Source organism: Methanosarcina sp. MTP4 (genome assembly GCF_000970045.1).
Taxonomy (GTDB): Archaea; Halobacteriota; Methanosarcinia; order Methanosarcinales; family Methanosarcinaceae; genus MTP4.
This window is the reverse complement of the sequence record NZ_CP009505.1, coordinates 1,070,404-1,093,339: the sequence shown is the minus strand read 5'-3', so window position 1 is coordinate 1,093,339 and position 22,936 is coordinate 1,070,404. Positions and strand designations below refer to the sequence as shown.

16 protein-coding genes and 1 pseudogene are annotated in these 22,936 nt (G+C 46.8%); 15 read left to right on the top strand and 2 right to left on the bottom strand.

The window, feature by feature from the left end:
• Nucleotides 1-51 precede the first annotated feature (51 nt).
• The 11 genes and pseudogenes from MSMTP_RS04795 (at nt 52) to hflX (ending at nt 12,157) form a co-directional block, all read left to right on the top strand.
• Nucleotides 52-762, top strand: a pseudogene (locus MSMTP_RS04795) (DNA alkylation repair protein).
• 658 nt (nt 763-1,420) lie between these two features.
• On the top strand, nt 1,421-2,347 hold the full coding sequence (locus MSMTP_RS04790) for a transglutaminase-like domain-containing protein (RefSeq protein WP_048178056.1): 927 nt from the start codon (nt 1,421-1,423) through the stop codon (nt 2,345-2,347).
• Nucleotides 2,348-2,498: 151 nt separating this feature from the next.
• The gene (gene cfbA / locus MSMTP_RS04785; RefSeq protein ID WP_048182726.1) at nt 2,499-2,891 is read left to right on the top strand and encodes a sirohydrochlorin nickelochelatase; all 393 of its coding nucleotides are present in this window, start codon (nt 2,499-2,501) and stop codon (nt 2,889-2,891) included.
• Between the two features lie 350 nt (nt 2,892-3,241).
• Entirely contained in the window at nt 3,242-3,646 is a 405-nt protein-coding gene (gene cfbA / locus MSMTP_RS04780) for a sirohydrochlorin nickelochelatase (RefSeq protein ID WP_048178055.1), read from the top strand.
• A gap of 18 nt (nt 3,647-3,664) precedes the next feature.
• Nucleotides 3,665-5,065 carry a coenzyme F430 synthase gene (gene cfbE, locus MSMTP_RS04775; protein WP_048178054.1) on the top strand — a complete coding sequence of 467 codons (1,401 nt, stop codon included), beginning with the start codon at nt 3,665-3,667 and terminating at the stop codon, nt 5,063-5,065.
• A gap of 412 nt (nt 5,066-5,477) precedes the next feature.
• On the top strand, nt 5,478-6,590 hold the full coding sequence (gene cfbD, locus MSMTP_RS04770; RefSeq protein WP_048178053.1) for a Ni-sirohydrochlorin a,c-diamide reductive cyclase catalytic subunit: 1,113 nt from the start codon (nt 5,478-5,480) through the stop codon (nt 6,588-6,590).
• Nucleotides 6,591-6,766: 176 nt separating this feature from the next.
• Nucleotides 6,767-7,564, top strand: coding sequence for a Ni-sirohydrochlorin a,c-diamide reductive cyclase ATP-dependent reductase subunit (gene cfbC / locus MSMTP_RS04765; protein ID WP_048178052.1), 798 nt, complete (start codon nt 6,767-6,769; stop codon nt 7,562-7,564).
• A gap of 60 nt (nt 7,565-7,624) precedes the next feature.
• Nucleotides 7,625-9,178 (top strand): cobyrinate a,c-diamide synthase, encoded by a 1,554-nt coding sequence (locus MSMTP_RS04760; protein WP_048178051.1) that lies wholly within the window; start codon nt 7,625-7,627, stop codon nt 9,176-9,178.
• Between the two features lie 114 nt (nt 9,179-9,292).
• The gene (gene endA, locus MSMTP_RS04755) at nt 9,293-10,345 is read left to right on the top strand and encodes a tRNA-intron lyase (RefSeq protein ID WP_048178050.1); all 1,053 of its coding nucleotides are present in this window, start codon (nt 9,293-9,295) and stop codon (nt 10,343-10,345) included.
• 124 nt (nt 10,346-10,469) lie between these two features.
• Complete coding sequence (locus MSMTP_RS04750) at nt 10,470-10,871, top strand: DUF2209 domain-containing protein (RefSeq protein ID WP_048178049.1); 402 nt, start codon at nt 10,470-10,472, stop codon at nt 10,869-10,871.
• Between the two features lie 5 nt (nt 10,872-10,876).
• Complete coding sequence (gene hflX, locus MSMTP_RS04745) at nt 10,877-12,157, top strand: GTPase HflX (protein ID WP_048178048.1); 1,281 nt, start codon at nt 10,877-10,879, stop codon at nt 12,155-12,157.
• A 923-nt stretch (nt 12,158-13,080) separates the two neighbouring features.
• Here hflX and MSMTP_RS18950 read toward each other — a convergent pair.
• Nucleotides 13,081-13,383, bottom strand: a complete 303-nt coding sequence (locus MSMTP_RS18950; protein WP_197076140.1) for a hypothetical protein — start codon at nt 13,381-13,383, stop codon at nt 13,081-13,083.
• Between MSMTP_RS18950 and MSMTP_RS04740 the strand changes: the two genes are divergently transcribed.
• Both MSMTP_RS04740 and MSMTP_RS04735 read left to right on the top strand, forming a co-directional pair.
• On the top strand, nt 13,360-14,034 hold the full coding sequence (locus MSMTP_RS04740; protein ID WP_048182722.1) for a PHP domain-containing protein: 675 nt from the start codon (nt 13,360-13,362) through the stop codon (nt 14,032-14,034). The two genes, MSMTP_RS18950 and MSMTP_RS04740, sit on opposite strands and share 24 nt — an antisense overlap.
• A 133-nt stretch (nt 14,035-14,167) precedes the next feature.
• Nucleotides 14,168-14,647: an SRPBCC domain-containing protein gene (locus tag MSMTP_RS04735; protein WP_082090498.1), complete on the top strand. Its 480-nt coding sequence runs from the start codon at nt 14,168-14,170 to the stop codon at nt 14,645-14,647.
• Between the two features lie 110 nt (nt 14,648-14,757).
• Here MSMTP_RS04735 and MSMTP_RS04730 read toward each other — a convergent pair whose 3' ends face one another.
• Nucleotides 14,758-16,830 carry an ATP-dependent endonuclease gene (locus tag MSMTP_RS04730; protein WP_048178046.1) on the bottom strand — a complete coding sequence of 691 codons (2,073 nt, stop codon included), beginning with the start codon at nt 16,828-16,830 and terminating at the stop codon, nt 14,758-14,760.
• 276 nt (nt 16,831-17,106) lie between these two features.
• Here MSMTP_RS04730 and MSMTP_RS04725 point away from each other — a divergent pair, with 276 nt between their 5' ends.
• Both MSMTP_RS04725 and MSMTP_RS04720 read left to right on the top strand, forming a co-directional pair.
• Complete coding sequence (locus tag MSMTP_RS04725; RefSeq protein ID WP_048178045.1) at nt 17,107-19,185, top strand: exonuclease SbcCD subunit D; 2,079 nt, start codon at nt 17,107-17,109, stop codon at nt 19,183-19,185.
• On the top strand, nt 19,182-22,397 hold the full coding sequence (locus MSMTP_RS04720) for a DNA double-strand break repair ATPase Rad50 (protein WP_048178044.1): 3,216 nt from the start codon (nt 19,182-19,184) through the stop codon (nt 22,395-22,397). Before MSMTP_RS04725 ends, MSMTP_RS04720 begins: the two co-directional genes overlap by 4 nt.
• Nucleotides 22,398-22,936: the final 539 nt, after the last annotated feature.

Below are 22,936 nucleotides of genomic sequence, written 5' to 3'. Positions count from 1 at the left end.
AATGAGCCCGTTAAATAAAGTATATTTAACATCTTAAATAATTACTAAAACATGACCGATGATATAATCTCCAGCATTAAAGAGGATTTAGTGCAAAACGTGGACGAGAAAACGAAAAACAATTATCAGCGTTTTTTTAAGGAAGAGGTGAAATGCTACGGGGTGAAGAGTTCCGTTGTGGGGAAACTTGCAAAGAAATATTTTGAAGAAATCAAACCGGAAGACAAAAGAGAGATCTTTTCTCTGTGTGAAGAGCTTCTGAAGTCAGACTACTGCGAAGAGGCTTTTATCGCATTCCAGTGGGCGTACCTTGTAAAAAAGGATTATGATGAGGGAGATTTACAGGTTTTTGAAAGCTGGCTTAAAAAGTACGTCAACAACTGGGCGAAATGCGATACCCTCTGCAACCACGCCGTAGCCTCTTTTATCGAACAGTTCCCAGGGTACATAGAACGGCTCAAAACCTGGACAAAGTCCGGGAACATGTGGCTAAGGCGTGCTGCTGCCGTGACCCTGGTTTTGCCTGCCCGGAAAGGCAGGTTCCTGGAAGATATTTTTGAGATTTCCGACAGCCTGTTGCAGGATGAAGAAGACCTTGTCCGGAAGGGTTACGGCTGACTGCTCAAAGAAGCAAGCAAAGCCCACCGGGAGGAAGTCTTCGAATATGTGATGAAAAACAAGAAAGAGATGCCCAGGACGGCACTTAGGTTCGCGATTGAAAAACTCCCCCAGGACATGAGGGCTATGGCCATGGAAAAATGAGGAGAATGTTACTTAATGCAGAGGAAAGGTGGCAGATGAAGGGAGGTTGGAATTGCCCTATGCAGTACCCCCATACTACGTTAGGCTCCTTAATCTCCCCCCATATTCCCATTTCACCGGCATATCCGGTTTGCTTGCGCTATTCTCTCTCCCAGGTAAAAGAATGTTTTCACAAGTATTTTGTCTTATTTATTAAACATTGTTACGGCCTTGGCACTCAGGAGGTTTTGATGATAAATTTTGTGGCATATTATTTATCTCTGCGTTTGTGTGGAAGTGAATGAGGCCATATGAGTGTGTTTTTTTGTTTTAGGAGCGTATGATATTTTGAAATCGCGGGGATGGAGAAATGGGCGAGTGTAAGTGAGTGTAAAAGACATCTGGAAAAGGCTTCAGGATTCCCACAATAAGAAAGCTTCAAGTTCTATTTATTGCTACTACGTACCTATTGAAATATTAGAATGCGAAATTTTGTTTGAATTTGAAAGTTGAGGCAAAGAGGTGTTTGAAGTAAAAAATTTGATATTTGAAGTAAACTTGATATTTGAAATAAACTGATATTTGAAATAAACTGATATTTGAAATAAACTGATATTTGAAATAAATCAAATACGTTCAAAACCATATACTCATTGAAAGGTACTAGCGAGTCTTCCCCATGCCCCGACGAACTTCCTTTAAACTCATCTCAATAACCCTTCTCCTCCTTCTCACTGCCGGTTGCATAGATTTCCCTGCCATTTCAACGGATGAGGCCGAAGAGGCGGTTTCTGAAGTGGAGAATATCGTTGTCGGGGAAGTTGAGCGTTTCGTAGCCGGCCAGACGGACCATGTCCTTGAGGATGAGGCGGGTTCCGGCGAAAACGGAGGAAGTGGGATCGAAGAGGGGACACCGGAAAGTGAGGTTTCTCCATCTTCTTCCTCTTCTTCCCCTTCTTCCCCGTCATCTCCTTCTTCTACCTCAGTGGAAGTACCCGGAGTCCCGATTTACACCGAGGAAATATCGAGCGCGGTTTATCCCAAAGACTATCGGATACTTTCGTTGAATTTTAGGCGGGCGATCGATCCCGAGGATGAGGAAATTTCCCGGGAGATCTATAGGATAACCGGGAAAGACTCGGGATACGATATCAAAGATGTCTGTGCTGTTTTTGATTATGTGAACGGGCAATGGGAATACAGGTATGACAAAAATTCCGAGTTTTTCTTCGGGGCGGCGCAGACGATAAGGGACGGGTATGAGGGGGACTGCGATGACTATTCTATCGTCATGTCCGCGCTGATGGAGAACATGGGTTTCAATACGCGGATCGTTACGGTGAGAACCGAGACTTACGGCCATGCTTATCCCGAGATTTATATCGGAGACGACCAGGCCACAGCGTATGAAATTTTATATTATATTTACGGGCGCTATTCCTATGCGGAAAGCATCTGGTATTCGGAACGGGACCTTGAAAAGGGGGAAAGGCAGTACTGGCTGAACCTTGACTGGAGCGGGTCGAACGGCTACCTGCACCCGGGAGGTATGTACCTGGGAGGAACAAGGGTCGCATACTATCCCGGCGGACTCGTTGAATTTTAAGTTTAAGAAACGGCCGAATCTTTCTAAATTTTATTAGATTTTTTTGGCTTTCAAAAAAGTTATATTCCATCAATTCCAAGTATCTAGAACTTTCAGGATATTACAAATCAAAATTATTGTGTTAATTGCAAAAAATGAAGAGGTTTTGAAAATGACAGAAAAACTCGGAATCCTGGCCATCGGGCACGGGAGCAGACTTCAGTACAACAAGGAAGTCGTTACACAGATCGCTGATTACATTGCACAGAAGCACGCTGATGTGGTCGTAAGGGCCGGTTTCATGGAAAACAGTGAGCCTACCCTGGACGAAGCTATTGCAGCCTTCTCCGGGACAGGGGTCACGAAGATTGCGGCCGTGCCGGTCTTCTTAGCCTCAGGCATACACATCACAAAGGACATCCCTGGCATCCTTAACCTGGATGAAAACGGCTGTGGGGCCCTCTCAGTCGACGGGAACGAAGTTCCCCTCTGCTATGCAAAGCCCCTGGGTGCTGACGAGCTTATCGCAGACCTGGTATACAAGAGGGTAGAAGAAGCACTCTAAATTTTCATGGCAGCGGAATTTTCCGCAATTTTTCCGGGCCCCGGGTTTTACGACCCATGGCTCTATTATCTTTCCGCTGCTTTCTTTCACATTCTTCTGTAATCTTTTACTGCTCCCTTAAGCCCTCTCATTTTCCCTCTTCTTTTTTGTTTACTCTGTTAACTCTGCCGAGATTCAAATCAAGTTATATTGTATTCCACCCCTCTTGCGGTTTTCATCTCAATTTCAGCTTTATGTCGCCCCTATTCTACGAAAATACTCATATAGGTTGGATTTTTATACATATCAAGTAAAGTTTACTTTAAATCCATGTGGGCTACTTTGCTGGCCCGAAAAATGAGGAATTATAGATGACTGAAAAACTCGGAATACTGGTTATCGGACACGGAAGCAGGCTTCAGTACAACAAAGAAGTAATCCTGGAAATCGCGGACATCATCGCAAAAAAGCACCCTGAGGATGTCATAAGGGTCGGGTTCGTGGAGCACAGCGACCCGAAGATCAAAGAAGCTGTAAAAGAGTTCTCAGGCACGGGGGTCACCAGGATCGCAGCCGTGCCAGTCTTTATTGCATCGGGAGTCCACCTCACCGAAGACATCCCCGGGGAACTTGACCTGGACGAGTCAGGCTGCGGGACACTCGCTATCGATGGCAAGGACGTTCCTGTCTGCTACGCAAAACCCCTGGGGTCCGATGAACTGATAGCAGACCTCATTTTCAAGAGGGTCCTGGAAGCGCAAAATATAACTGCCTGAACTTTCGTCTAATTTTTCATGGACCTTGACCGAAAAAAAATCGCCGTGCTAGACCTGACGCACGGCGGCATTCCTATTTCTATCAAACTGGCAGAACTCGGGGCAGAAGTCTCTGCCGTCGACGTGTACAATACGGTTGACCCCGTCACCCTCTCGGAACTGGAAGATAAGTACGGGATAAGGACTTCCAGAGAGCCCCTGCCGGTCGGGGCCTTCGACCTGCTGGCTGCACCGGTGCACCTGGACCCGGCTTACCCCATGCTTGCCGAAGCCCGGAAGACCAAAAAACCTGTCCTTTCTCACCACCGGATTGTCGGCCTGGTTCTTGCAAAGGACCCGCGCCTGGCCGGGACCCTGACGATTGAAATCACAGGCGTAAAGGCAAAGACCAGTACAGCTTCCCTGCTTGCGGACATGCTCTCCCGCAAGTCCCAGGTAGTCCTCCATACTTCCCGGGGGCTTGAAGCCTGGAAAAGGGGTGTGCCCTCCGAAATCCGCAAAGGTCTGAGTATTACTCCCGGAAGTATCCTGAGTGCCGTTGACAGGACATTTGAGGCCGGGCTCAGTCCTGACTATTTCATTTTTGAAATCTCTATCGGGGGCACGGGAAACGCTGACCTCGGGATCCTGACAACCCTTACCCCTGACTACGGGATTGCAAACAATAGCTCCCTTGCAGGTGAGGCAAAGCTCCAGCTCGTCCTCACGGCAAAACCCGGAACTGTCCTCGTCCTCAACGCAACTGTGGAAAAAGCTCTGGAAAATACAGGAGAAAAAATTCCAGAAACAGTCAAAAAAATCAATTTCAGGGACCCTTTCTACCCTGAATCGGGGGAAAGCGCTGACTTTGTACTGGAAACCGAGGAGGGCATCATTCACTGCCTCTGTCGGGGCCAGGAACTCTTCACCGCCCGCCTGCAGCCCGGATACAATAGTTTGGCCTACAGGACAGCCTTCGTGGCAGCATCTGCCGCAGCCCTGGAACTAGGGGTCGAAAGCAGGAGCGTGGTTGAAGCAATCGAAGAATTCGGGGGGCTTGCAGGCAGGATGCAGGAAAAAGAGCTGGAAGGAAAAGCCCTGATCGACAACTCCAACTCGGGCATGGACATCCGCTCGGCTGAAAAGGCCCTTGAATATGCTCTCCTGAAGAAAAAGGATGAGCGAAAGCAGAAAATTTTCATTGTCCTGGGGGAAGAAGCCGCCCAGGTCTGTGAAGGATTGCCACCCGAAGCCGTGCAGGGCTTTGTGGAAAAATACGGGAAAAAGTTCGAGCGCATCGTCCTGGTAGGCGAGCGGATGCGAGACATAAAGGCAGGAAATGTAGCATATGCGGCAAGCCTTCCGGAGGGACTTTCCGAAGCTTCTAAACTCGCAGGGAAGGCTGACATTATAATCTCTTCGGTTAAGTGTTTCCGGTAAAAAAAACGGATTAAATATGTAAAATAATACGGATGAAATAAAAATGATTTTTCATTTTTTCAGCTGGTTATTCCGGGGGTTTCTGTTAGGGTTACCCTCTATTTTCCATATTTTTATGATATTGTTTTATAGAAGGTCTTACAATCTGTATTCGTTTCCATTGATAACACAATTACGTTGATTATTCAAACTAAAACTCCATTGCTATTTAGACCTAAATTTCATTGCTTGTCCAAAGCACTCTTCCGTTGCTTATTCAAACCTATTGGCTGTTCAATTTTATTCAAACCCACTGCCAATTTAATCGGGCTTTTAACGGCTCTTGCTTTTTCCCTCCACTGCCGTTTTCCTGCAGGGGACTGAGGGAAATGCATATCAACATCCCGATAAATCAAAACACAGAGGATTTGTCATGACCGGAAAAGAGATTTCAATCATTCACCCCCGCCCAAGTTCTATCGTTGCGGCCCTTTACACCCTCAGAGACCTGAACGTCGATGTTGCGATTCTGCACGGCCCTCCAGGATGCTCCTTCAAACATGCAAGGCTTCTCGAGGAAGACGGGATTCATGTGGTGACCACCGCCCTTGATGAGAACGGTTTTGTCTTCGGAGGGCATGACAAGCTGGTGCAGCTTATCAACAAGTCCGTCGAACTGTTCTCCCCGAAAATTATCGGCGTTGTCGGGACCTGTGCCAGCATGATCATAGGGGAAGAGATGCACGAAGCCGTGCTCGAGGCAAACCCTGACGTCCCTGTCATCGAGGTCGAGGTGCACGCAGGCTACCACAACAATACAAAAGGCGTGATCTTTGCCCTGGAATCCGCGCTTGATGCCGGGATCATCGACCATAAGGAGTTCGAAAGGCAGGAGCACCTTCTTGCAAAAGCAACGGAAGTCGAGAAGAAATTCGGGGCCGCAAGCAAAGAATACCTGGCTCCTTCCAGGGGAGATGTCAAGTATAAGGTTGCAAAGAGGGTCATCGAACTCCTGAAGGAAGGCAAGCGCGGAATAACGATCATGAACGCCAAGAAGGAGACCGGCTACATGTTTGCCGACATCACCCTTGCGGTAAATGAAGTCGCAGCCTCCCTCGGAAAAAAGGATTCCATCGTGAACATGGCAAACCTGGACGAGAACCTGGGGTTGCCCAGGGTCAGGCAGCATGCAGAATACATCATGAGGGACCTGAAAGCCCACGGCGTTGAAATGCACGAGATCATCGGGGGCATGGACGAGTACCCCATAGCCGGGGAAATGGTAAGCGAGCTGATCAAGGAGAAGTACAGCGACTACGATTTTGCAATAATCACAGGCGTCCCGCACGCAATTCCCATGGATAACCTCAAGGGCATGGAACTTATCTCCGTGACAAACGGGCCAAGGCAGGTCCTACCCATGAAAGAGTTGGGTCACGACTACGTTATGGTGGAAATCGACCTCCACCCGAAGACCCTCGGGGTCAGCAGCATCGTGGAATCCGAGTTTGGGGCCACCTTAAGGGAAGTTGCAAAGGAAACCTGAAAAGGAAACCTGAAAAGGAAGCCTGAAAAGGAAGCCTGAAAAGGAAGCCTGAAAGGAAACCTGAAAAGGAAACCTGAAAGGAAACCTGAAAAGGGAGCCTGAAAAGGAAGTTCAAGGCTGAAAAAGGCGAATTCGGGATAAAAAGGATAATATTTTAGAAAAGGGAGGAAGATCCTGTGAAAAAACAAAAGATCATTGCAATTTACGGGAAAGGCGGTATAGGTAAATCAAGTACCGCGTCCAATGTGGCAGCAGCCTGTGCGGAAGCAGGAAAAAAGGTCATGATCATCGGCTGCGATCCAAAGAGCGACTCGTCCATCACCCTCCTGGGGGGAAAAAGGATCCCAACCATTCTTGACCTCCTAAGGGAAGGCATTGAAGTCACGGAGGAAGACATGGTTTTCGAAGGTTACGCCGGTGTCAAATGCATAGAAGCCGGAGGACCCGAACCCGGGATCGGCTGTGCGGGCCGGGGTATCATCGTGGCAGTCCAGAAATTGAAAAGCGTTTCCGGGGAGCTTATGAAAGAGCAGGACCTGATCATCTATGACGTGCCCGGGGACATCGTCTGCGGAGGGTTTGTAGCCCCTATCCGGAAAGGGTACGTAAACGAGGCCTATGTCCTGACTTCCGGGGAATACATGCCCCTCTACGCCGCAAACAACATCTGCAAGGGACTTACCAAGATAAACATGCCTCTCAGCGGTGTTATCTGCAACTCAAGAAACGCCAGCCGGGAAGAGGAAATCGTTAGCAAATTCTCCGAGGAAATCGGGAGCCAGCTGATGGCTTTCATCCCCAAGAGCCAGATCGTCCAGGACTGTGAGCGAAACGGCTACTCCGTTATGGAAAAAGCCCCCTATTCCGAAATCGCCAACGTCTACCGCAGGCTCGGAAAAGCGATCATGGAAAACGAAAGGAAGGTCATGGCAGATTCCCTTACCGATGAGAGGTTAAGGGAATTGACAAAGTAAAAATGAGTTCCCAATACGGAAGTTAAGGGGACTAAAAAGCCGCAAAGGCGTTGAAAAACCATGCACTCGAAAGAACAGCAGGCCGGAAAGGATACCGGTAAAATTCCCAGAATCCTTATTTCCGCAGACCGTTCCTCCTCCGGGAAAACAACCATTTCCATGGGGCTGATGGCTGTCCTTGCCTCCAAGGGTTATAAGGTCCAGCCCTTCAAAGTCGCCCTGGACTACATCGACTCCAGTTATCATACCGAAATCACGGGCAGGTTCTGCCGGAACCTGGACGGTTACCTGATGGACGAAAACGGGATCCTGGATGTTTACACCCATGCCTGCGAAGTAGGGGAAGGTGCGGACATAGCGATTATCGAAGGAGTCCGGGGACTCTACGAGGGTTTCGAGAGCCTGAGCGACATAGGGAGTACTGCACAGATCGCAAAGCTCCTCAAATGTCCCGTGGTCTTCGTAATAAACGCCAGGAGCATCACCCGTTCGAGTGCGGCTCTTATTAACGGATACAAAAACTTTGACCGTGATGTGGAGATTGCCGGGGTCATCCTGAACAATATCGGAAGCCGCAGACACGCGGAAAAGGCAAAGCAGGCAATCGAATACTACTCGGGGGTTCCGGTAATCGGGATAATTCCAAGAGACCCGTCCATGCAGATTTCCATGCGCCACCTGGGGCTCATGCCTGCCCTTGAAGGCAGAAGGAGGCTAGGAGACTTCGATAAACGGCTCGGAGGAATTGAAAAGATCATCAAAGAAGGGGTGGATATAGACCGGTTCCTTGCCATCGCAGGAAGCGCAAAACCTCTGGAATCCCCGGAAAACAGTATATTTACCGGAGTTGAGCCCGGGGCAGGTTCCCTTTCAATTCCAGGTTCAATTCCAGGTTCAATCCCCGAATCGATTTCCGAATCGATTCCAGAGTCTGATAAACCCAGGATCGGGGTCGCTCTGGATGAGGCTTTTAACTTTTACTACCGCGACAATATCGATCTCCTTGAACTGGACGGAGCGGAAATCGTCTATTTCAGCCCTGTGAAAGATTCCCGGCTTCCAGATGTAGACGGGCTCTACATAGGGGGCGGCTACCCCGAACTCTTCGCCTCCGAACTGGAAGCCAATGAGTCCATGCGCCGGAAAATCAAAGAAGCTTCTGCTTCGGGCATGCCGATCTACGCCGAGTGCGGCGGGCTCATGTACCTGACCGAAAAAATAAGCACCGGAGTTCCCGGAAAAGGTACCTACCACGATGCTAGCATGCCAGAGTCCACATATGAAATGGTCGGGGCGCTCCCGGGGCATACCATCATGGGGCAGACCCGGGTTGTCAGCTATAACATAGGGACCCTTGTCGGGGACTGTGTGATAGGGAAAAAAGGCAACACCTTCAAGGGACATGAGTTCCATCACTCCGAAATCCGGGAAATCCCGGGGGACGCAAAGTTTGCCATAAAACTGTCCCGGGGCACCGGCATCAAGGACGACCTCGACGGGCTTACGGTTGAAAATACCCTTGGCTCCTACGCCCACCTGCACGGGGCTGCCTACAGGGAACTAGCAGGCTCCTTTGTGGAAGCGGTACGGAAATACCGGGCAGAGGAAAAGTAAGTGAAGAATTATATAAATGAAAGCATACTAAAAGCTGGAATTAATCACGATCTAGAATCATATCACTGAAAGCTGATTTTATTCATTTTTATATTTTATTTTCAGGTGAACTTATTGAAAGCAAAACTGAAAGGAGACAGAGTCCGGGCCGGCAAGGAAGCTGTCAACGAACTGTATAAAACCGGCTATTTCGGGCGGCCCAAAGGTGACGGGCTTGAACTCAGGCTTGTGGAAGCTGCATTTCTCCTGTACCGCGGGAAGCTCGAGATCGAGCTGGAAGGAAAAAACCTGGATTTCAGGGCCTTTTTCGAACAGTCCTCCCTCAGGCAGCCTAATTTTGAGTTGAAGTATATTGTTTACAAGGACCTGAAGGAAAGGGGGTACTATGTCCAGCCCTCGACCACGGACTTCAGGGTCTACCCCAGGGGCAGCCACCCCGGGAAAAGTGCTGCAAATCTTTTTGTCCAGGTCCAGTCCGAAAGGCAGCCTCTTCCGCTAAAGGCCCTGCAGGAAGCTGTAGCAGCGGCAGAAAACGTACACAAACAGCTGATCCTTGCTGTCGTGGACGGGGAAAGCGACATCACCTTCTATGAAGTAAAAAGTGATGCCCCTAAGGGAGATATGGCAGAACCGTACCCTGAAGTATTTTCCGAAGCGACCTTTCTTGAAGACAGGGTGATTGTCTGGGACCCTTCCGTTTCCGAATCCCTCTATAACAGGGGCTTTTTCGGGAAAATGCTGGATACTGAACGGCTTCAACTTTCCCTTGTGGAATCCCTCTACCTTTTCTCTAAAGAGGCCATTGCGGTCAAAGACAGGAATGGGAAGGAACTTACATTCGGGGAATTCGTGGAGAATGCCTCGGGGATTGAAACATCTTTCCTGCAAAAATACAACGTGTATAAAGATCTCAGGGACTCGGGGAATGTTGCCAAGACCGGCTTTAAGTTCGGGACCCATTTCAGGGTCTATCGGAAGGTTGAGTCCGTGCAAAAGATCCCCCATTCTGAGTACCTGGTAGACGCCATACCTGCGGATTTTGAGTTCAGGCTTCCTGTAATGTCCGGAGCCGTGCGCCTTGCAAACAGTGTCCGGAAGAGGATGCTTTTTGCGGTTGAAAGAGAGGAAAAAGTAGAATACCTCGATATCGGCAGAGTTAAAATGTAAGACCTGTGGGAAAGAAACAGGTTAAGTTGCAGGTTAAATAACAGGTAAAGAGGGAAGATTCAGGCTAAGAGCAGGCTGAGAGCTGAGAGACAGGCCAAAAGAAGGTAATGAAGGTTAAGATACCATGTGGGACATAATTGCAGTGGACATCTCGGGCAGGCACAGGATAAAGGACGGCTACTACATGGTCTGTGCTGCGGCTGCCCTGAAGATTTCCGCGTCCCACATAGAAAAGATAAAACAGGTCAAAATCCAGCCGCGCTGGCTCCAGGAAGCTCCACGCCTGGTGGACATCGTGCAGCTGATCGAGGATACGGTGGCCCAGCTTGACTTTAAGGGCACGATTGTGACGGAAAAAGGAGACATGTATAACGAGCCCCAGTGGGTGCCAGATAGCATGTTTACCCTGGCGTTCAAGTACCAGGAATCAATCGGGGAAAGACGAGCTATCGAGCTTGCCCACCACATTTCCCTGAGTACCCGCAATTTACTTTTAACTGAACTTAACATTGAGGCCGGACAATAAAAGCGATGAATCCAGAAAAACAGCCCGGAAACGGGACTAAGGTAATTCTCGTAAAAAGAGACAACCCCCGCTCGGAAGGGGAACGCAACGCAAACCTTTTCGAGGAACTCAGGGAACTTGCAAAGGCTGCAGGCTACCGTTCCGTGGGAGAAATTTCCCAGACCAGATTTCCTGACAGGAAATACCAGCTAGGACGGGGAAAGGTCGAGGAACTTGCCGAACTTGTGGAAATCACGGAGGCGGAAAAGGTCATTTTTTACAACAGGCTGTCCACAACTCAGATCTATAACATCTCGGAACTCTGCCAGTGCCGGGTAATTGACAAGTTCCAGCTTATCCTTGAAATCTTTGCAAAAAGGGCTACAACCCATCGTTCCAAACTCCAGGTGGAACTTGCAAAGCTTAAATACGAACTCCCAAGAGCAAGGGCTGTCGTATCCATCCTGAAAAAGGAAGAGAAGCCCGGGTTCATGGGGCTCGGGGGCTATGAAGATTCCTATGAGCAGGACCTGAAGAAGAGGATTACCCGGATAAAAAGCGAGCTGGAAACCGCGGAAAAGGACGACGCGTCCCTTCGCGTCTTCCGGCGCAGGCAGGGCCTCTCTTTGATCTCCCTTGCCGGATACACTAATGCCGGGAAAAGCACCCTTTTCAACACCCTGGTGGACGAAGAGTCCGAAGCCATGAACATGCTCTTTACGACCCTGGTCCCCATGACCCGGGCGCTGGACCTGGGCGGGCGAAAGGCGCTTCTAACCGATACCGTGGGTTTTATCGAGGAACTTCCCCACTGGATGGTGGACGCTTTCAAGTCCACCCTGGACGGGATCTTCCTCTCGGATATCATCCTCCTTGTTGCGGATGTAAGCGAAAAACCCGAAATCGTCCACCAAAAGCTTGCCACCTGCCACGATACCCTCTGGGACCGTATCAACGGCGTCCCTGTAATCACCGTGTTGAATAAGGTCGACAGGCTGGACTTAGAAGAACTGGAAACCCGCCTGGAGCAGATCAAATATCTTGCCCCCAATCCCATCCTGGTTTCCGCAAAAAATGGCACGGGCATCCCGGAGCTTAAAGCCGAGATCTTCAGGCACCTCCCTCCCTGGAAGACCTGTTCCCTTACCCTCCCCAATTCCCCAAAAGGGATGTCTGCCCTCTCCTGGCTTTATGAGGAAGGCATCGTGCACAACGTGGAGTACGGGGAAAAAATTTCAGTGGATTATGAAGCAAGAGCCTCGATCATCCGCAAAGCAAGGAATCTGGAGCAGGACCTTGCGGAATGAAAGGCCTGGGGTTTCGAGGTTTCAGGTTAGTGTTTCCGTTGAGATGTAAGGTTAGTGTTTCCGTTGAGATGTAAGGTTAGTGTTTCTGTTTAAGATTCCTGCTTTGGGAATGGATTTCAGGTCCAGGGAGAAGGAATCCCTTTAAAGAACTCCTCCACTTTCTCCAGACCAGGCGGAAGAATTTAAAGTTTTTCTAATTATATATAAATTATTTGAATATTACCCTGACTTTTTTCAATACTTCCCCCCTAGCTTATTGTTCCCCCTCTCCGAACATTGTTCGTATAAATACGAAATGTATATATATACGGAAGTCGTTTGTACTACTACGAACGGGCCGTCTACTGGAAGACATCAGACCCTCCTAATATCCTAAACTACCCCTACACCAATTTTTTTCAATCTGGTCCGTTCGCAGTTTTCCTTTTTAAGAATTTCTTTTCTTCTACCCCATTTCTTCTCTTCTTCCCTTCTCTCACATTCCTCCTGCCATATTTTTCATTATTTATTTCCTTCCGGGTTAAGATTCGGAAGCATGGGATTCTTTTTCGCATAAAACAGTTCCTGACTTTGGATTTGTGCTGGTATCCCTAGGTCCTGGTGCAGGGTTGGCTCTCAAAGGGAGTGACGGGAAAACATGAAAAATGAGTGGAAAACATGTAAGAAATCAATAATAAATGTATAAAAAGTATGCAAATATAAATAAAAAAATATGTGAATAATTGACAAAAATTATGCAAAAATTGTATAAAAAATGTGTAAGAAAGATATAGAAACGTGAAAATAATTTTTAAAAATGAGAGCCTTCGAGCTAATTCCCTTAGAAAACTTCATTTGTTCGTGAGCAAGCGAAAAGTATTTATTATATCTGGACTATTATACAAATGCGGACGGAAATTTTCTTTTTGGAGCCAATACCCCCATTAACTATCCCCAAGATCCCCATATCCCAGCCGTTCGCGAACTATTTTTTTATATTTCTTTTTAAATAAACTCCTTGATGTTGTTTTCTCACTAGTTTTGTGCGTTCCTTCCTTTTTTGTTAGCTCTCTTTTACGACTTCCGGGTTTCCTCCTTTGTTCCCCCTCGTTTCCCTTTGTCCCCTTTATTTCCCTTTGTCCCCTTTCGTTTCCCTTTGTTCCTCTTCTCCTCAGCGGCCGTTCAAAATATATATAAATCCTCCTGTCGTTCTTATCCCCGGCATGAAATTCGATCTTCACGTCCATTCCCGTTATTCAAGGGACAGCAACTCGGACCTGGACGCCATTCTCACCGTTGCAAGGGCAAGGGGACTTGACGGGCTAGCGATCTGCGACCACGATACAGTGGATGGCGGGCTTGCCTGCGCAAGGAGAGCCCGGGAACTGGGGACAGGGATAACTGTTATTCCCGGCATCGAGGTGAGTTCTTCAAAGGGGCATATCCTGGTCCTCGGGATCGAAGAGGATATCGAGCCCTTGCTAAGCCCTGAGGAGACAATCCGGCAAGCCAGGATACTCGGGGGCACGGTAATTATCCCTCACCCCTTCAAGAGCAGTTCCCACGGGATCGGGAGCTTTGAGGGGCTTGACATTGATGCCGCGGAGGTCTTTAACTCCCGCTGCCTCTTCAACGGTGCAAACAAAAAAGCCCTCTTAGAAGCCGAGAGGCTCGGCATCCCACCTGTTGCGGGAAGTGATTCCCATATCCCGGAGATGGTAGGGCAGGCGTACACGGAAATTGACGCATTAGAAAATACGGTGGATGCCGTACTGCAGGCAATCCGGGAAGGAAAGGTTTCTCCTGCCGGGAAAAAGTCTCCGACTCCGATAATCCTCAGGCAGACGGCCGGGAGCGTAAAAAGGAAAATCAAGACAAAAATTTTTGGAATTGCCTGAATCAGGGGCTGCTTTTTCCTGAAACTTCTTTTCAGCCGGTTAAAATAAGCAAGGTTAAGAAGTTTGTCTTCGTAACTGCTAGCAGGAAAGGGAATTAATAGTTCCGAACCAAGAAGGGAATAAATAATTCCAAATAAAAAATGAAAGAGGGATTGGAATCAGCCGGTTCACAAAAGAAATAAGCACCGAAATCGAAATCTTCGCCCCTGCCGAGCGCATCTGGGAAATTCTCATGGATTTTGCGGCCTATCCTAAGTGGAACCCCTACATTCAGGAAATTAGCGGGGATGCGGAAGTCGGGAAAAAACTGAAAGTCTACATGAAACCGGAATGGGAAAAAAAGGGCACGACCCTCCATCCCCGGATCCTCCGCCTGGAACCCAGAAAAGAGCTTACCTGGAAAGGAAGTTTCTTTCTTCCGGGGGTGCTTGATGGGGAGCACAGTTTAATCCTCGAGGAAACAGGGACCCGGAGAGTTCGCTTTATCCAGAAGGAAATCTTCAACGGCCTGGCTATTCCCATCATCACTGCTTCGTGGTCTATCGAAGAAGGTACGAAGCGGAGTTTTTCGGAAATGAACCGTGCGCTTAAGAAAAAGGCGGAAAAATTTTAATAAATCAGGTATCTGAAGTATATTTTTTTTGGGAAGTATTATTTAGCCTTTATTCTATACTTTTAGGAATCTTTGTTGAATTGCGTAACACAATATGCTTCTGTATCTGTTTAGTAATCAGATAAATTTCTTTGTGAAACTGCTTGATTCTGATTGAGAGAAATTTGAGAATTACTAGTTTTCTTTTTTTGTTTAAAATAATCAAATTTATCTAGGAAGTCTACAATTTCTTTAAAGTCTTCTTCCGTAGATTCGCTGATGTAGTCTTGTAATTTATTCTTAATTTGAGGTCCAAATAGGCCAAATAAATTGTGCCCCCTTACATTTTTCTTTATGAATTCAATTCTGGTTTCGGATTCGCTAGTTCCGTATATTTCTTGTATTAGTTGACTTATTCTATTATGGTTACCATCATTGTGTTTTTTTATATAATTCTCTATATCTGTCCTATGACTATTTACGTATCTATCAATACGTGCATTAAAAGCATCGGGAGAATTAACAATTCCCAATGTTGATAAAATTTCCGTATTTAGGAAATAACATTCTAATGCGCTATATTTTAATACTAGAATTTTATCATCAATGGTATTAATGAAGCCAGTACCGAGATTTTCTCTATATTTATTTAAGAGTTTATCTTTAATCTCCTGCACATCTTCTGTATCAGAATCTCTTATGATGGCAAATCTATCCTTTAGCTCAGTCCGATCCAAAAACTTAATAGTTGCATAGGTTTCGATATTACTACAACTTTTAGCTTCGATGAAAAATATGTTCGTTGAATCTATGTCATAAAATTTTTCAATTATTTGGCTGATTCGTTCTTTATCATCTTTGCCTTCACAAATAATTGTGTATTCAGTTTGAAGCAAATCTGCAGTAGAATATCCGATCTCGTCCAATATTTCGGAAAGATCTGTGGTAGAAATTTCAGTTTTGAATCTCTGATTTAAACTTGTTTTCCTTATTTGGGTCGAGTCAAAATTTTTGAGTAACAAAGGCGAATGTGTTGTGAAAAATACTTGGTTACTTTGTGAAATTTCGTTAAGAATTGAACACATTTCTTTTTGTAATGATGGATGTAAATATATTTCTGGTTCTTCTAACATGTATATTGCTTTTTGATTTTTTGGTGAATCGCTTCCATATAATTTATTGTAGGCTTGCAGTAATGATAGATTATAAATGTTCCTGAGTCCTGCACCAACGTTGGAAATATCAAGCTCTTTTTGGATATTTGGATCTCGTATTTTTGTACTTATCCCATAGACTGATTTATTTATATTGCATTGAGGCCATATTCTTATACTGTAATTTTCTTGATAATTGTCTCTGAAATAAACACTAATCGTTTCTGATACTTCTTGTGATATTTCCTTCAACTTTACCTGCATTAGTTTTTCCAAATCATCGGCATTCAGTTCTTCTACCGACTTGTCTTTGATTAAGCAAAGGCATTCATTACAAGTTTCTCTGTGACAATTATTGCACGTAATTGTTGAATTTCGGTGCTTGTTCAATATTTTATTTGTAAATAAGTCCAATGTTAATGTGTTTGTTTTTCCTGTTTCTTCTTCTGAAAAGTTTCTTTCATCATGTATATAGGATATTTCAGGAAATAATGTAGGTATGAACTTTATTTCATTATCATCTGAATCAAAATAATTCACTTTTAAATTATCTTTTTGAATCTTTGCTGTAATTGTCAATAAATTATCTTCTATTTTGCATTTCTTTTTTAAACATCTTAACCAAATTTCATAAATATTGGGGTGTTTTGTCTGAAAGTTTGTTTCTTCGTCTAGTTGAGTTATCGCTTCATCTCGTTCTTGTTTGTACTCAGTGAAATTGCTGTCTGAAAAGTTTGTATCTTCTTTTAAATCATTGAAATCTCCAGCATTGCCAGGAAATTTTGAAACTCCTAACTTCTGGTCAAGTACGTAATCTTGAAGATAATTTTCCTCAATTTCAAATGTAGTTTTGATTTGGATTTCTTCGGCATCAGGTGGAAAATCTTTTTCTTGTATTTGGTATTGATTAAAGAATACCCTTATAGAAGTGATTACTGAGCTTTTTCCTGAATTGTTTTTTCCGATAAGGATGAGCGCATTGCTAACATTTTCTATAATTTGGTTTTCAATTGAACGGAAGTTATTTATTGAAATATTTTTTATGTGCATAGAAATTACACCAACACTTTCCACATATCATACAGTTATAATTAATTTAAATGACTCTCTCTATAAATGTTTCTGTTTTATCAGTTTTTGAGACTTCTTTCAATATAGTCAGTCTTGGCAATTTTTAGCTTAATTTCAACTTTTCCTTTATATTTCTCCACTTCTTCTCGTTTATATTTTTAAGCTTCTCTGGATTTGCCCGGGCACCCCATGGAAATCCCTTAAATACTAATATACAAATCCTTATAACACAAAAAATTAGAAACAGACGATACCATGACCAGGGAAATCAGGATACTCCACACCGCAGATACGCACCTGGGATACAGGCAGTACCACAGCGAGGTCCGGAGGCAGGACTTTTTTAATGCTTTTTCAAACGTCGTGGACGACGCTCTGGAGATGCAGGTTGACGCTGTCGTGCATGCGGGAGACCTTTTTGATTCCAGGAACCCGACCCTGGAAGACCTTCTGGATGCGATCAATATCATATCCCGGTTGAAGGCTGCAGGAATACCTTTTCTGTCAATTGTCGGAAATCACGAGAGCAAGCAAAATACCCAGTGGCTGGACCTATTCGAGGAGATGGGCATCGCATGCAGGCTCGGGAAAAAGCCCTGCATGGTCGGAGATGCCGCAATCTACGGGATCGACAGTGTCCCGAAGTCAAAGATCCCTATCTTCGACTACTCGGATTTCGAGGTCCCCGAAAACCTCCCTGAGGGCGGGAAAAACCTGCTTGTAATGCACCAGATAATGCAGCCTTTCCCCTATGGGGAATGGAGCTGTGAGGAAGTGCTCGAAAACCTGCCCTTCAAAGTGGACGCAGTTCTCCTGGGAGACTACCACAAGTACGAGAAAATAAAGGTGGTGGACACCTGGGTCACGTACCCGGGCAGCACCGAAAGGAACAGCGCCTCCGAAAATGAACCCCGTTCCTATAATATCATCACGCTTTCCGAATCCGGGCTCGAGATCTCCAGGCGCACTATTCCAACCCGGGATTTTGTGTTTATTTCCATAAACCTGAAAGGGGAAGAAAAGCCTTACGAACAGATTTTTGCAGCCATTGACGAGTACCAGGAGACCCTGCCGGAATCCGTGGTCTTCGTGGAAATTTCCGGGGAACCGACAGGGGTCCTTTCCTTCAGTGAAATCGAGGAGTACCTGCTAAATAAAGGGGTTCTCGTACCCAGGGCAAGGGACCTGAGGGTAAAAGAAGCGATCCCGGAAGAAGCCTTAAGCATCAGTTTCTCGGACCCGGACCACGCGGTTGCCGAGGAAATCAAAAAGATGAGCCTTACCGACGGCGGGCTGATTGTTGACGAAATCGTCCGAAACCCGAACGTTGTCAGGTCAAGGGTAGACGAAGAGACAGAAAACCGGCTTGTAGAATTGATTTCTGCTATTGATTTCAAAGACCCCGATTTCAAAATAGAAATGCCTGCCCCGGAGTCTGTTCCCGTGACGGGGGAGGAGCCCGAAAAAGAGGATTCCGGCAAGGCCGAAGTTCCCGAAATTGAAAGTGAATACGGATATGCTGAAAATACCGAGACTCTTGAAGGCTCTGAAATTGCCGAAGACCCCGAACCTGTTGAGTTTCCTGAAGCATTTGAAACCCCTGAATCAGCCGTGGTTTCCGAAGAAGTTGTATCCTCTGAACCAGCTTTGCCCTTAGAACCAGCTTTACCTTCTGACGAAGCCGTGGTTTCGGAGACAAATACGGTGCCTGAATCTCTAGAAGCCCTTGAACTGGTAGAAAGCTCTGAACCGGTTGAGCATTTTCAAGAATCAGAAGTTTCTGTAGAGTCTGAAGTTCCTGAAGAGCCAGAAGTTCCTGAAGAATCCGAAGTTCCTGAAGAGCCAGAAGTCTCAGAAGAGCCAGAAGTTTCCGAAAAAGTTGACTTGCCGGATGTGCCTGAAAATGTTCAGCCGGAAAAGGAAATGAATCAGCCGGAAAAGGAAGAGCAGAACGAAGGCCCTGTATTCTGGAAACCTGCGGCTTCATCCGGGGTAAGAACAGATTCTTCCGAAACGTCCGTCAAAGGCGGTCATGGGGAAGAAAAACCGTTTACGGCTTTTGGGTCCTCCAAAAATAAAAGCCCCGAAACTCCGGCCAGAGGTCTGGATAGTTTCATTGCGGGTGAGCCGAAAGCTAAAGGTGGACCGGATTCCGGGGATAAAGGAGGTCTCAAAGGGAAGCTTCCTGAACAGGAACCGGAAAAGAAGCAGGAACAGTCTTCGGAAGATGCCGGAAAATCCGCGAAGCCCGGAAAGGAAAAAGAAAAGGAAAAGGGTAAGGGGAAAGGCAAACCTTCAGCCCTCCGTCAGTATAACCTTGGTGATTACCTGTGAAGTTGAAAAACCTGCACGTCGAGAATATCCGGAGCTATAAGAAGCTTGACCTTGCCTTCGAGGACGGGGTGACCGTAATCTCAGGGGTGAATGGAAGTGGAAAGTCCAGCCTGCTTGAGGCCTGTTTCATGGGGCTTTTCGGGAGCAAGATCCTTTCAAAAGACTTCGTGCTTGCGGACATGATTTTCAAGGGAGCGGAAAACGCAAAGCTTGACCTTGACTTTGAGCATCTGGGGCGGGACTACCGGATTGAGCAGGGCTTCCGCTATTCTCAGAAAAGCGAAAATGCGTCAAACTCGAAGTGTGTGCTCTATGCGGACGGGGAAAGTGTAATCGACCAGGCCACCAGGACCTATGAGGAAGTCTGTGCCCTCCTGAACATGGATGAGGAGGCTTACCGAAACTGCGCCTACATCCGGCAGGGGGAGATCGATGTGCTCATCAATGCAAAGCCAAAGGACCGGCAGCGGATGATCGACGACCTGCTGCAGCTCGGGAAGCTTGAGGAGTACCGGGAAAGGGTTCACAGCGCAAAGACCGGAGTCAACAGGCTTGAGCGGGACGCAAAGACCAGCCTTGCGGATACGAAAGCCGAAATAGGGGAAATCGAAAATACGGAACCTTTCGCAGCCCTGAACCGGCTCAGGCAGAAAGTGAAGGAAAGTGACGCCTCCTTAAAAGAGCTGAACGAAAAGAAGGAGTATGCAGGGGCACGGAAGGAAAAACTAGACCTCTTGATTGCGGAACATAAGGAGCGTCTTGAAGAAATAGGAAAGCTCAGGCAGGCTATTAAAGAGTCCCAGGAGAAAAAAGCCGGGTGTTTCAAAGAAAAAGAGAGCTTTTCCGGGGAGATCCAGAAGCACCGGGAAGCGTTGCTCGAACTGGGAGAGGAAAATTCCGGGATTCGGGAGGAATGCGGTTTCGGAGACCTTGAAATCGAAGCCCTGTTAGCCGGAAAAGAAAAAGAAGAATCCCTGGCAAAGGAAAAGGTGAACTCTGCCGCAAAGGAACTTGCCCTTCTCCTGAAAGAAGAGGAAGCCCGGAAGCAGGCCCTGGATGAACTTGAAGCTGAAAGGAAGGAAAACGAAAAGGCGGGCGTGCAGTGCAGGTCGGACATAGAGGCTGCAAAGAAGGATATCGAAAATTATCAGGCTAATATCCGGACACTGGAAGAAGAAAGTGTGCGGCTAAGGGAAAATGTAGGGGGAGGGAACCCTGATGTCGATATTCCTTCCCTGATAAAAGACTTTGAAGAAAAGGAGAGCCTTCTTCGGGACCGGAAAAACGAGGTTTCCGGGAAGCTTGCCCTTGCCCTGAAAGACAAAGAGGCCGGGGACGGAAATTTAAATGAGCTTGAAAAAGAGCTGAAGGGCTGCAGGGAAACGATCCGGAAGGGCAATACAAATATAGATCTTCTCGAAGAGGAACTCGGGCAAAACTCCCGGGCAGTCCTGGAAGTCCAGGAACAGAAGTCAGGAGCTCTTGTCGGGTTCAAAGGGCTTGGTTTTTCCGAGGAACAGCTCGAAAGCCTGGAAGATATAGGAGAACTTTTGCTCGAGACCAAAAACCGGCTGAGTGGGACGGAAGCCGAACTCGGAACCCGTACAAGGGAACTTGAAAAGAGCCTCCGGAAAAACCGGGAACTCCTTGCCGAGGGTAAGTGTCCAACCTGTGGGCAGGAACTGAAAGGCTCGGAGCTTGCAAACACGGCCGAGGAAACCGGACAGGAAAAAGAGAAACTTTCCGCACAGCTCATGGAAATAAAGGTCCAGCAGGCGGAAATCGACAAAAAGCTCAACCGCCTCAGGGATGCAAGGAAGCTTGAGAAGAAAGTCCTGGACTACGACGTACAGACCGAAAAGCTCAGGGACAAGGCAAAAGCTCTGGAAAAGCTCCTGGAGACCCATAAGGCCCGGGTCGAAGAAGAAAGTAAGAAACTCGAAAAGTTGGAAAAGCGAAATCAGGAGCTTGAATCCGGCAGGCAGCAGTTCCTTTCGGACATCAAGGCCCTGGAAGGCTGGGCCGAGGCTGCGGAAAAGGCCCACGGGGAAAGTGAAAAGACTCTCCGCGAGGCGAAAGTTCTTGAAAAGAAACTTGCCGATTCCTCCTCGGAAATTGAGAAACTTAACGGGAAAATCGGGACTTCACAGGCGCTGATTGGAAATTACGAACAGAGGATTAAGGAACTGGAAGAAAAGTCAGGGGGCATCGGGGAGCGGGAAAACAACGTAAAGGAAAAGTTAAAAGAACTCAAGCTCGAAGTCGAAGCCCTGCGGAAAAAAGAAGAAGCAGCGGAAAAGGACCATGAGGTTAGCAAAAAACTTCTCGGGCAGGCAAAAAAGCTTCAGGCAAACCTGCTCCGCATGGATTCCATAAAACACAGGGTATCCGAACTCGAAACCGGGATAAAGAACCTTGCTGAAAAGGTAGGCTTTTTCGACCGGGAAATCCTGGAACGCAGTGAAAGGATAAGGCAGCTTGAAGGAAAAGCGGGAGGAAGCGAACTTGAAGAACTCCAGGAAATGCGCTCCCGGTTTGCGGATGCCCAGGCAAACATAATGAAAAACATCCGGGAAATAAGCGAGGAAAAAGATAGGGGCCTGAAAGAAATCGGCATGGTTGAAAACAGCTTAAAACGCCTCAAGGAACTCAAAGTGGAACTCCGAGCCCTTGAGAACAGGCGGCTCTACCTGGAAGCCGTGTACCGGAATGCCGAAGAGCTCGAAAACACCTACATGCGCATCCGGGCGGACATGAGGACCCGGAACATAGGCGCCCTTTCCACTCTCCTTAACGAGATGTTTACTTTCATGTACGCAAACAACGCCTACTCCCGTATTGAGCTGGACTCCGAGTACAACCTGACCGTTTACAGGAAGGACGGGATACCCCTTGAGCCCAAACTCCTGAGCGGCGGGGAACGCGCCATCTTCAACCTCATCCTGCGCTGTGCCATCTACCGGCTGCTGGCACTGGGCTTTGGAGGAGACCGGGCCGACGGGCTCCCCCCGATGATCCTGGACGAACCCACCGTTTTCCTGGACCGCGGGCATATAAGGCAGCTGCTCAAACTCATTGATATGATGCGGAACATCGGCGTGGGCCAGATCATAGTAGTCTCCCACGACGAGTCCCTGATCGATTCCGCAGACCACGTCTTCCATGTGGAAAAAGACCCACAGACCAACATGTCCTCGATTTCCCGGCGCTGAAATTTAAAGTGGGGCTGTGAACTTGTGGAAAAAGTAATAGCTGGAAGACAAAGTAATGGGGGAAGTGTAAATCTTCAGTAGAGAGGTTATTAATTCACACTCCCCAATTAGACAACTAAGAGCATGTGATAAATCAACATAAGCAGTATTTCGTACTGTTCCAAAGGATTTTTCACTGTAGTGTCAATTGGTTTTACTTCAAATAAAATGTGAATTACACAGGTATTTAGTAACGGGTTCTAAGTTAGACAATGTTTATTAATTTAGACTGAATACTGTGCCAATTTTTTGAGATAACTAAGTTTAACAAGTCGCGAGAGTGTCTAAAAATTTACTATATACTCTTCTCTAATTTCACTCTTCTTTGTTACAATCAAGCTACTGAGCTTGTCAGAATTGACAAAAATATACTTTTTGATCCCATTTTCATGAACTTGATTGTAAGTTCAAGTTTACGTAGTTACACTGAAAAAAAGCAGCATGAAGCATCAAATATCTAGATTGTAATCATTTTAAGGGGGAGTATATGCTTAGTTACC

Coding starts and splice junctions, on each gene's coding strand:
- MSMTP_RS04790 (WP_048178056.1), top strand. CDS start 1,421: ATGCCCCGACGAACTTCCTTTAAACTCATCTCAATAACCCTTCTCCTC.
- cfbA (WP_048182726.1), top strand. CDS start 2,499: ATGACAGAAAAACTCGGAATCCTGGCCATCGGGCACGGGAGCAGACTT.
- cfbA (WP_048178055.1), top strand. CDS start 3,242: ATGACTGAAAAACTCGGAATACTGGTTATCGGACACGGAAGCAGGCTT.
- cfbE (WP_048178054.1), top strand. CDS start 3,665: ATGGACCTTGACCGAAAAAAAATCGCCGTGCTAGACCTGACGCACGGC.
- cfbD (WP_048178053.1), top strand. CDS start 5,478: ATGACCGGAAAAGAGATTTCAATCATTCACCCCCGCCCAAGTTCTATC.
- MSMTP_RS04760 (WP_048178051.1), top strand. CDS start 7,625: ATGCACTCGAAAGAACAGCAGGCCGGAAAGGATACCGGTAAAATTCCC.
- MSMTP_RS04750 (WP_048178049.1), top strand. CDS start 10,470: ATGTGGGACATAATTGCAGTGGACATCTCGGGCAGGCACAGGATAAAG.
- hflX (WP_048178048.1), top strand. CDS start 10,877: ATGAATCCAGAAAAACAGCCCGGAAACGGGACTAAGGTAATTCTCGTA.
- MSMTP_RS04740 (WP_048182722.1), top strand. CDS start 13,360: ATGAAATTCGATCTTCACGTCCATTCCCGTTATTCAAGGGACAGCAAC.
- MSMTP_RS18950 (WP_197076140.1), bottom strand. CDS start 13,383: ATGGACGTGAAGATCGAATTTCATGCCGGGGATAAGAACGACAGGAGG.
- MSMTP_RS04730 (WP_048178046.1), bottom strand. CDS start 16,830: ATGCACATAAAAAATATTTCAATAAATAACTTCCGTTCAATTGAAAAC.
- MSMTP_RS04725 (WP_048178045.1), top strand. CDS start 17,107: ATGACCAGGGAAATCAGGATACTCCACACCGCAGATACGCACCTGGGA.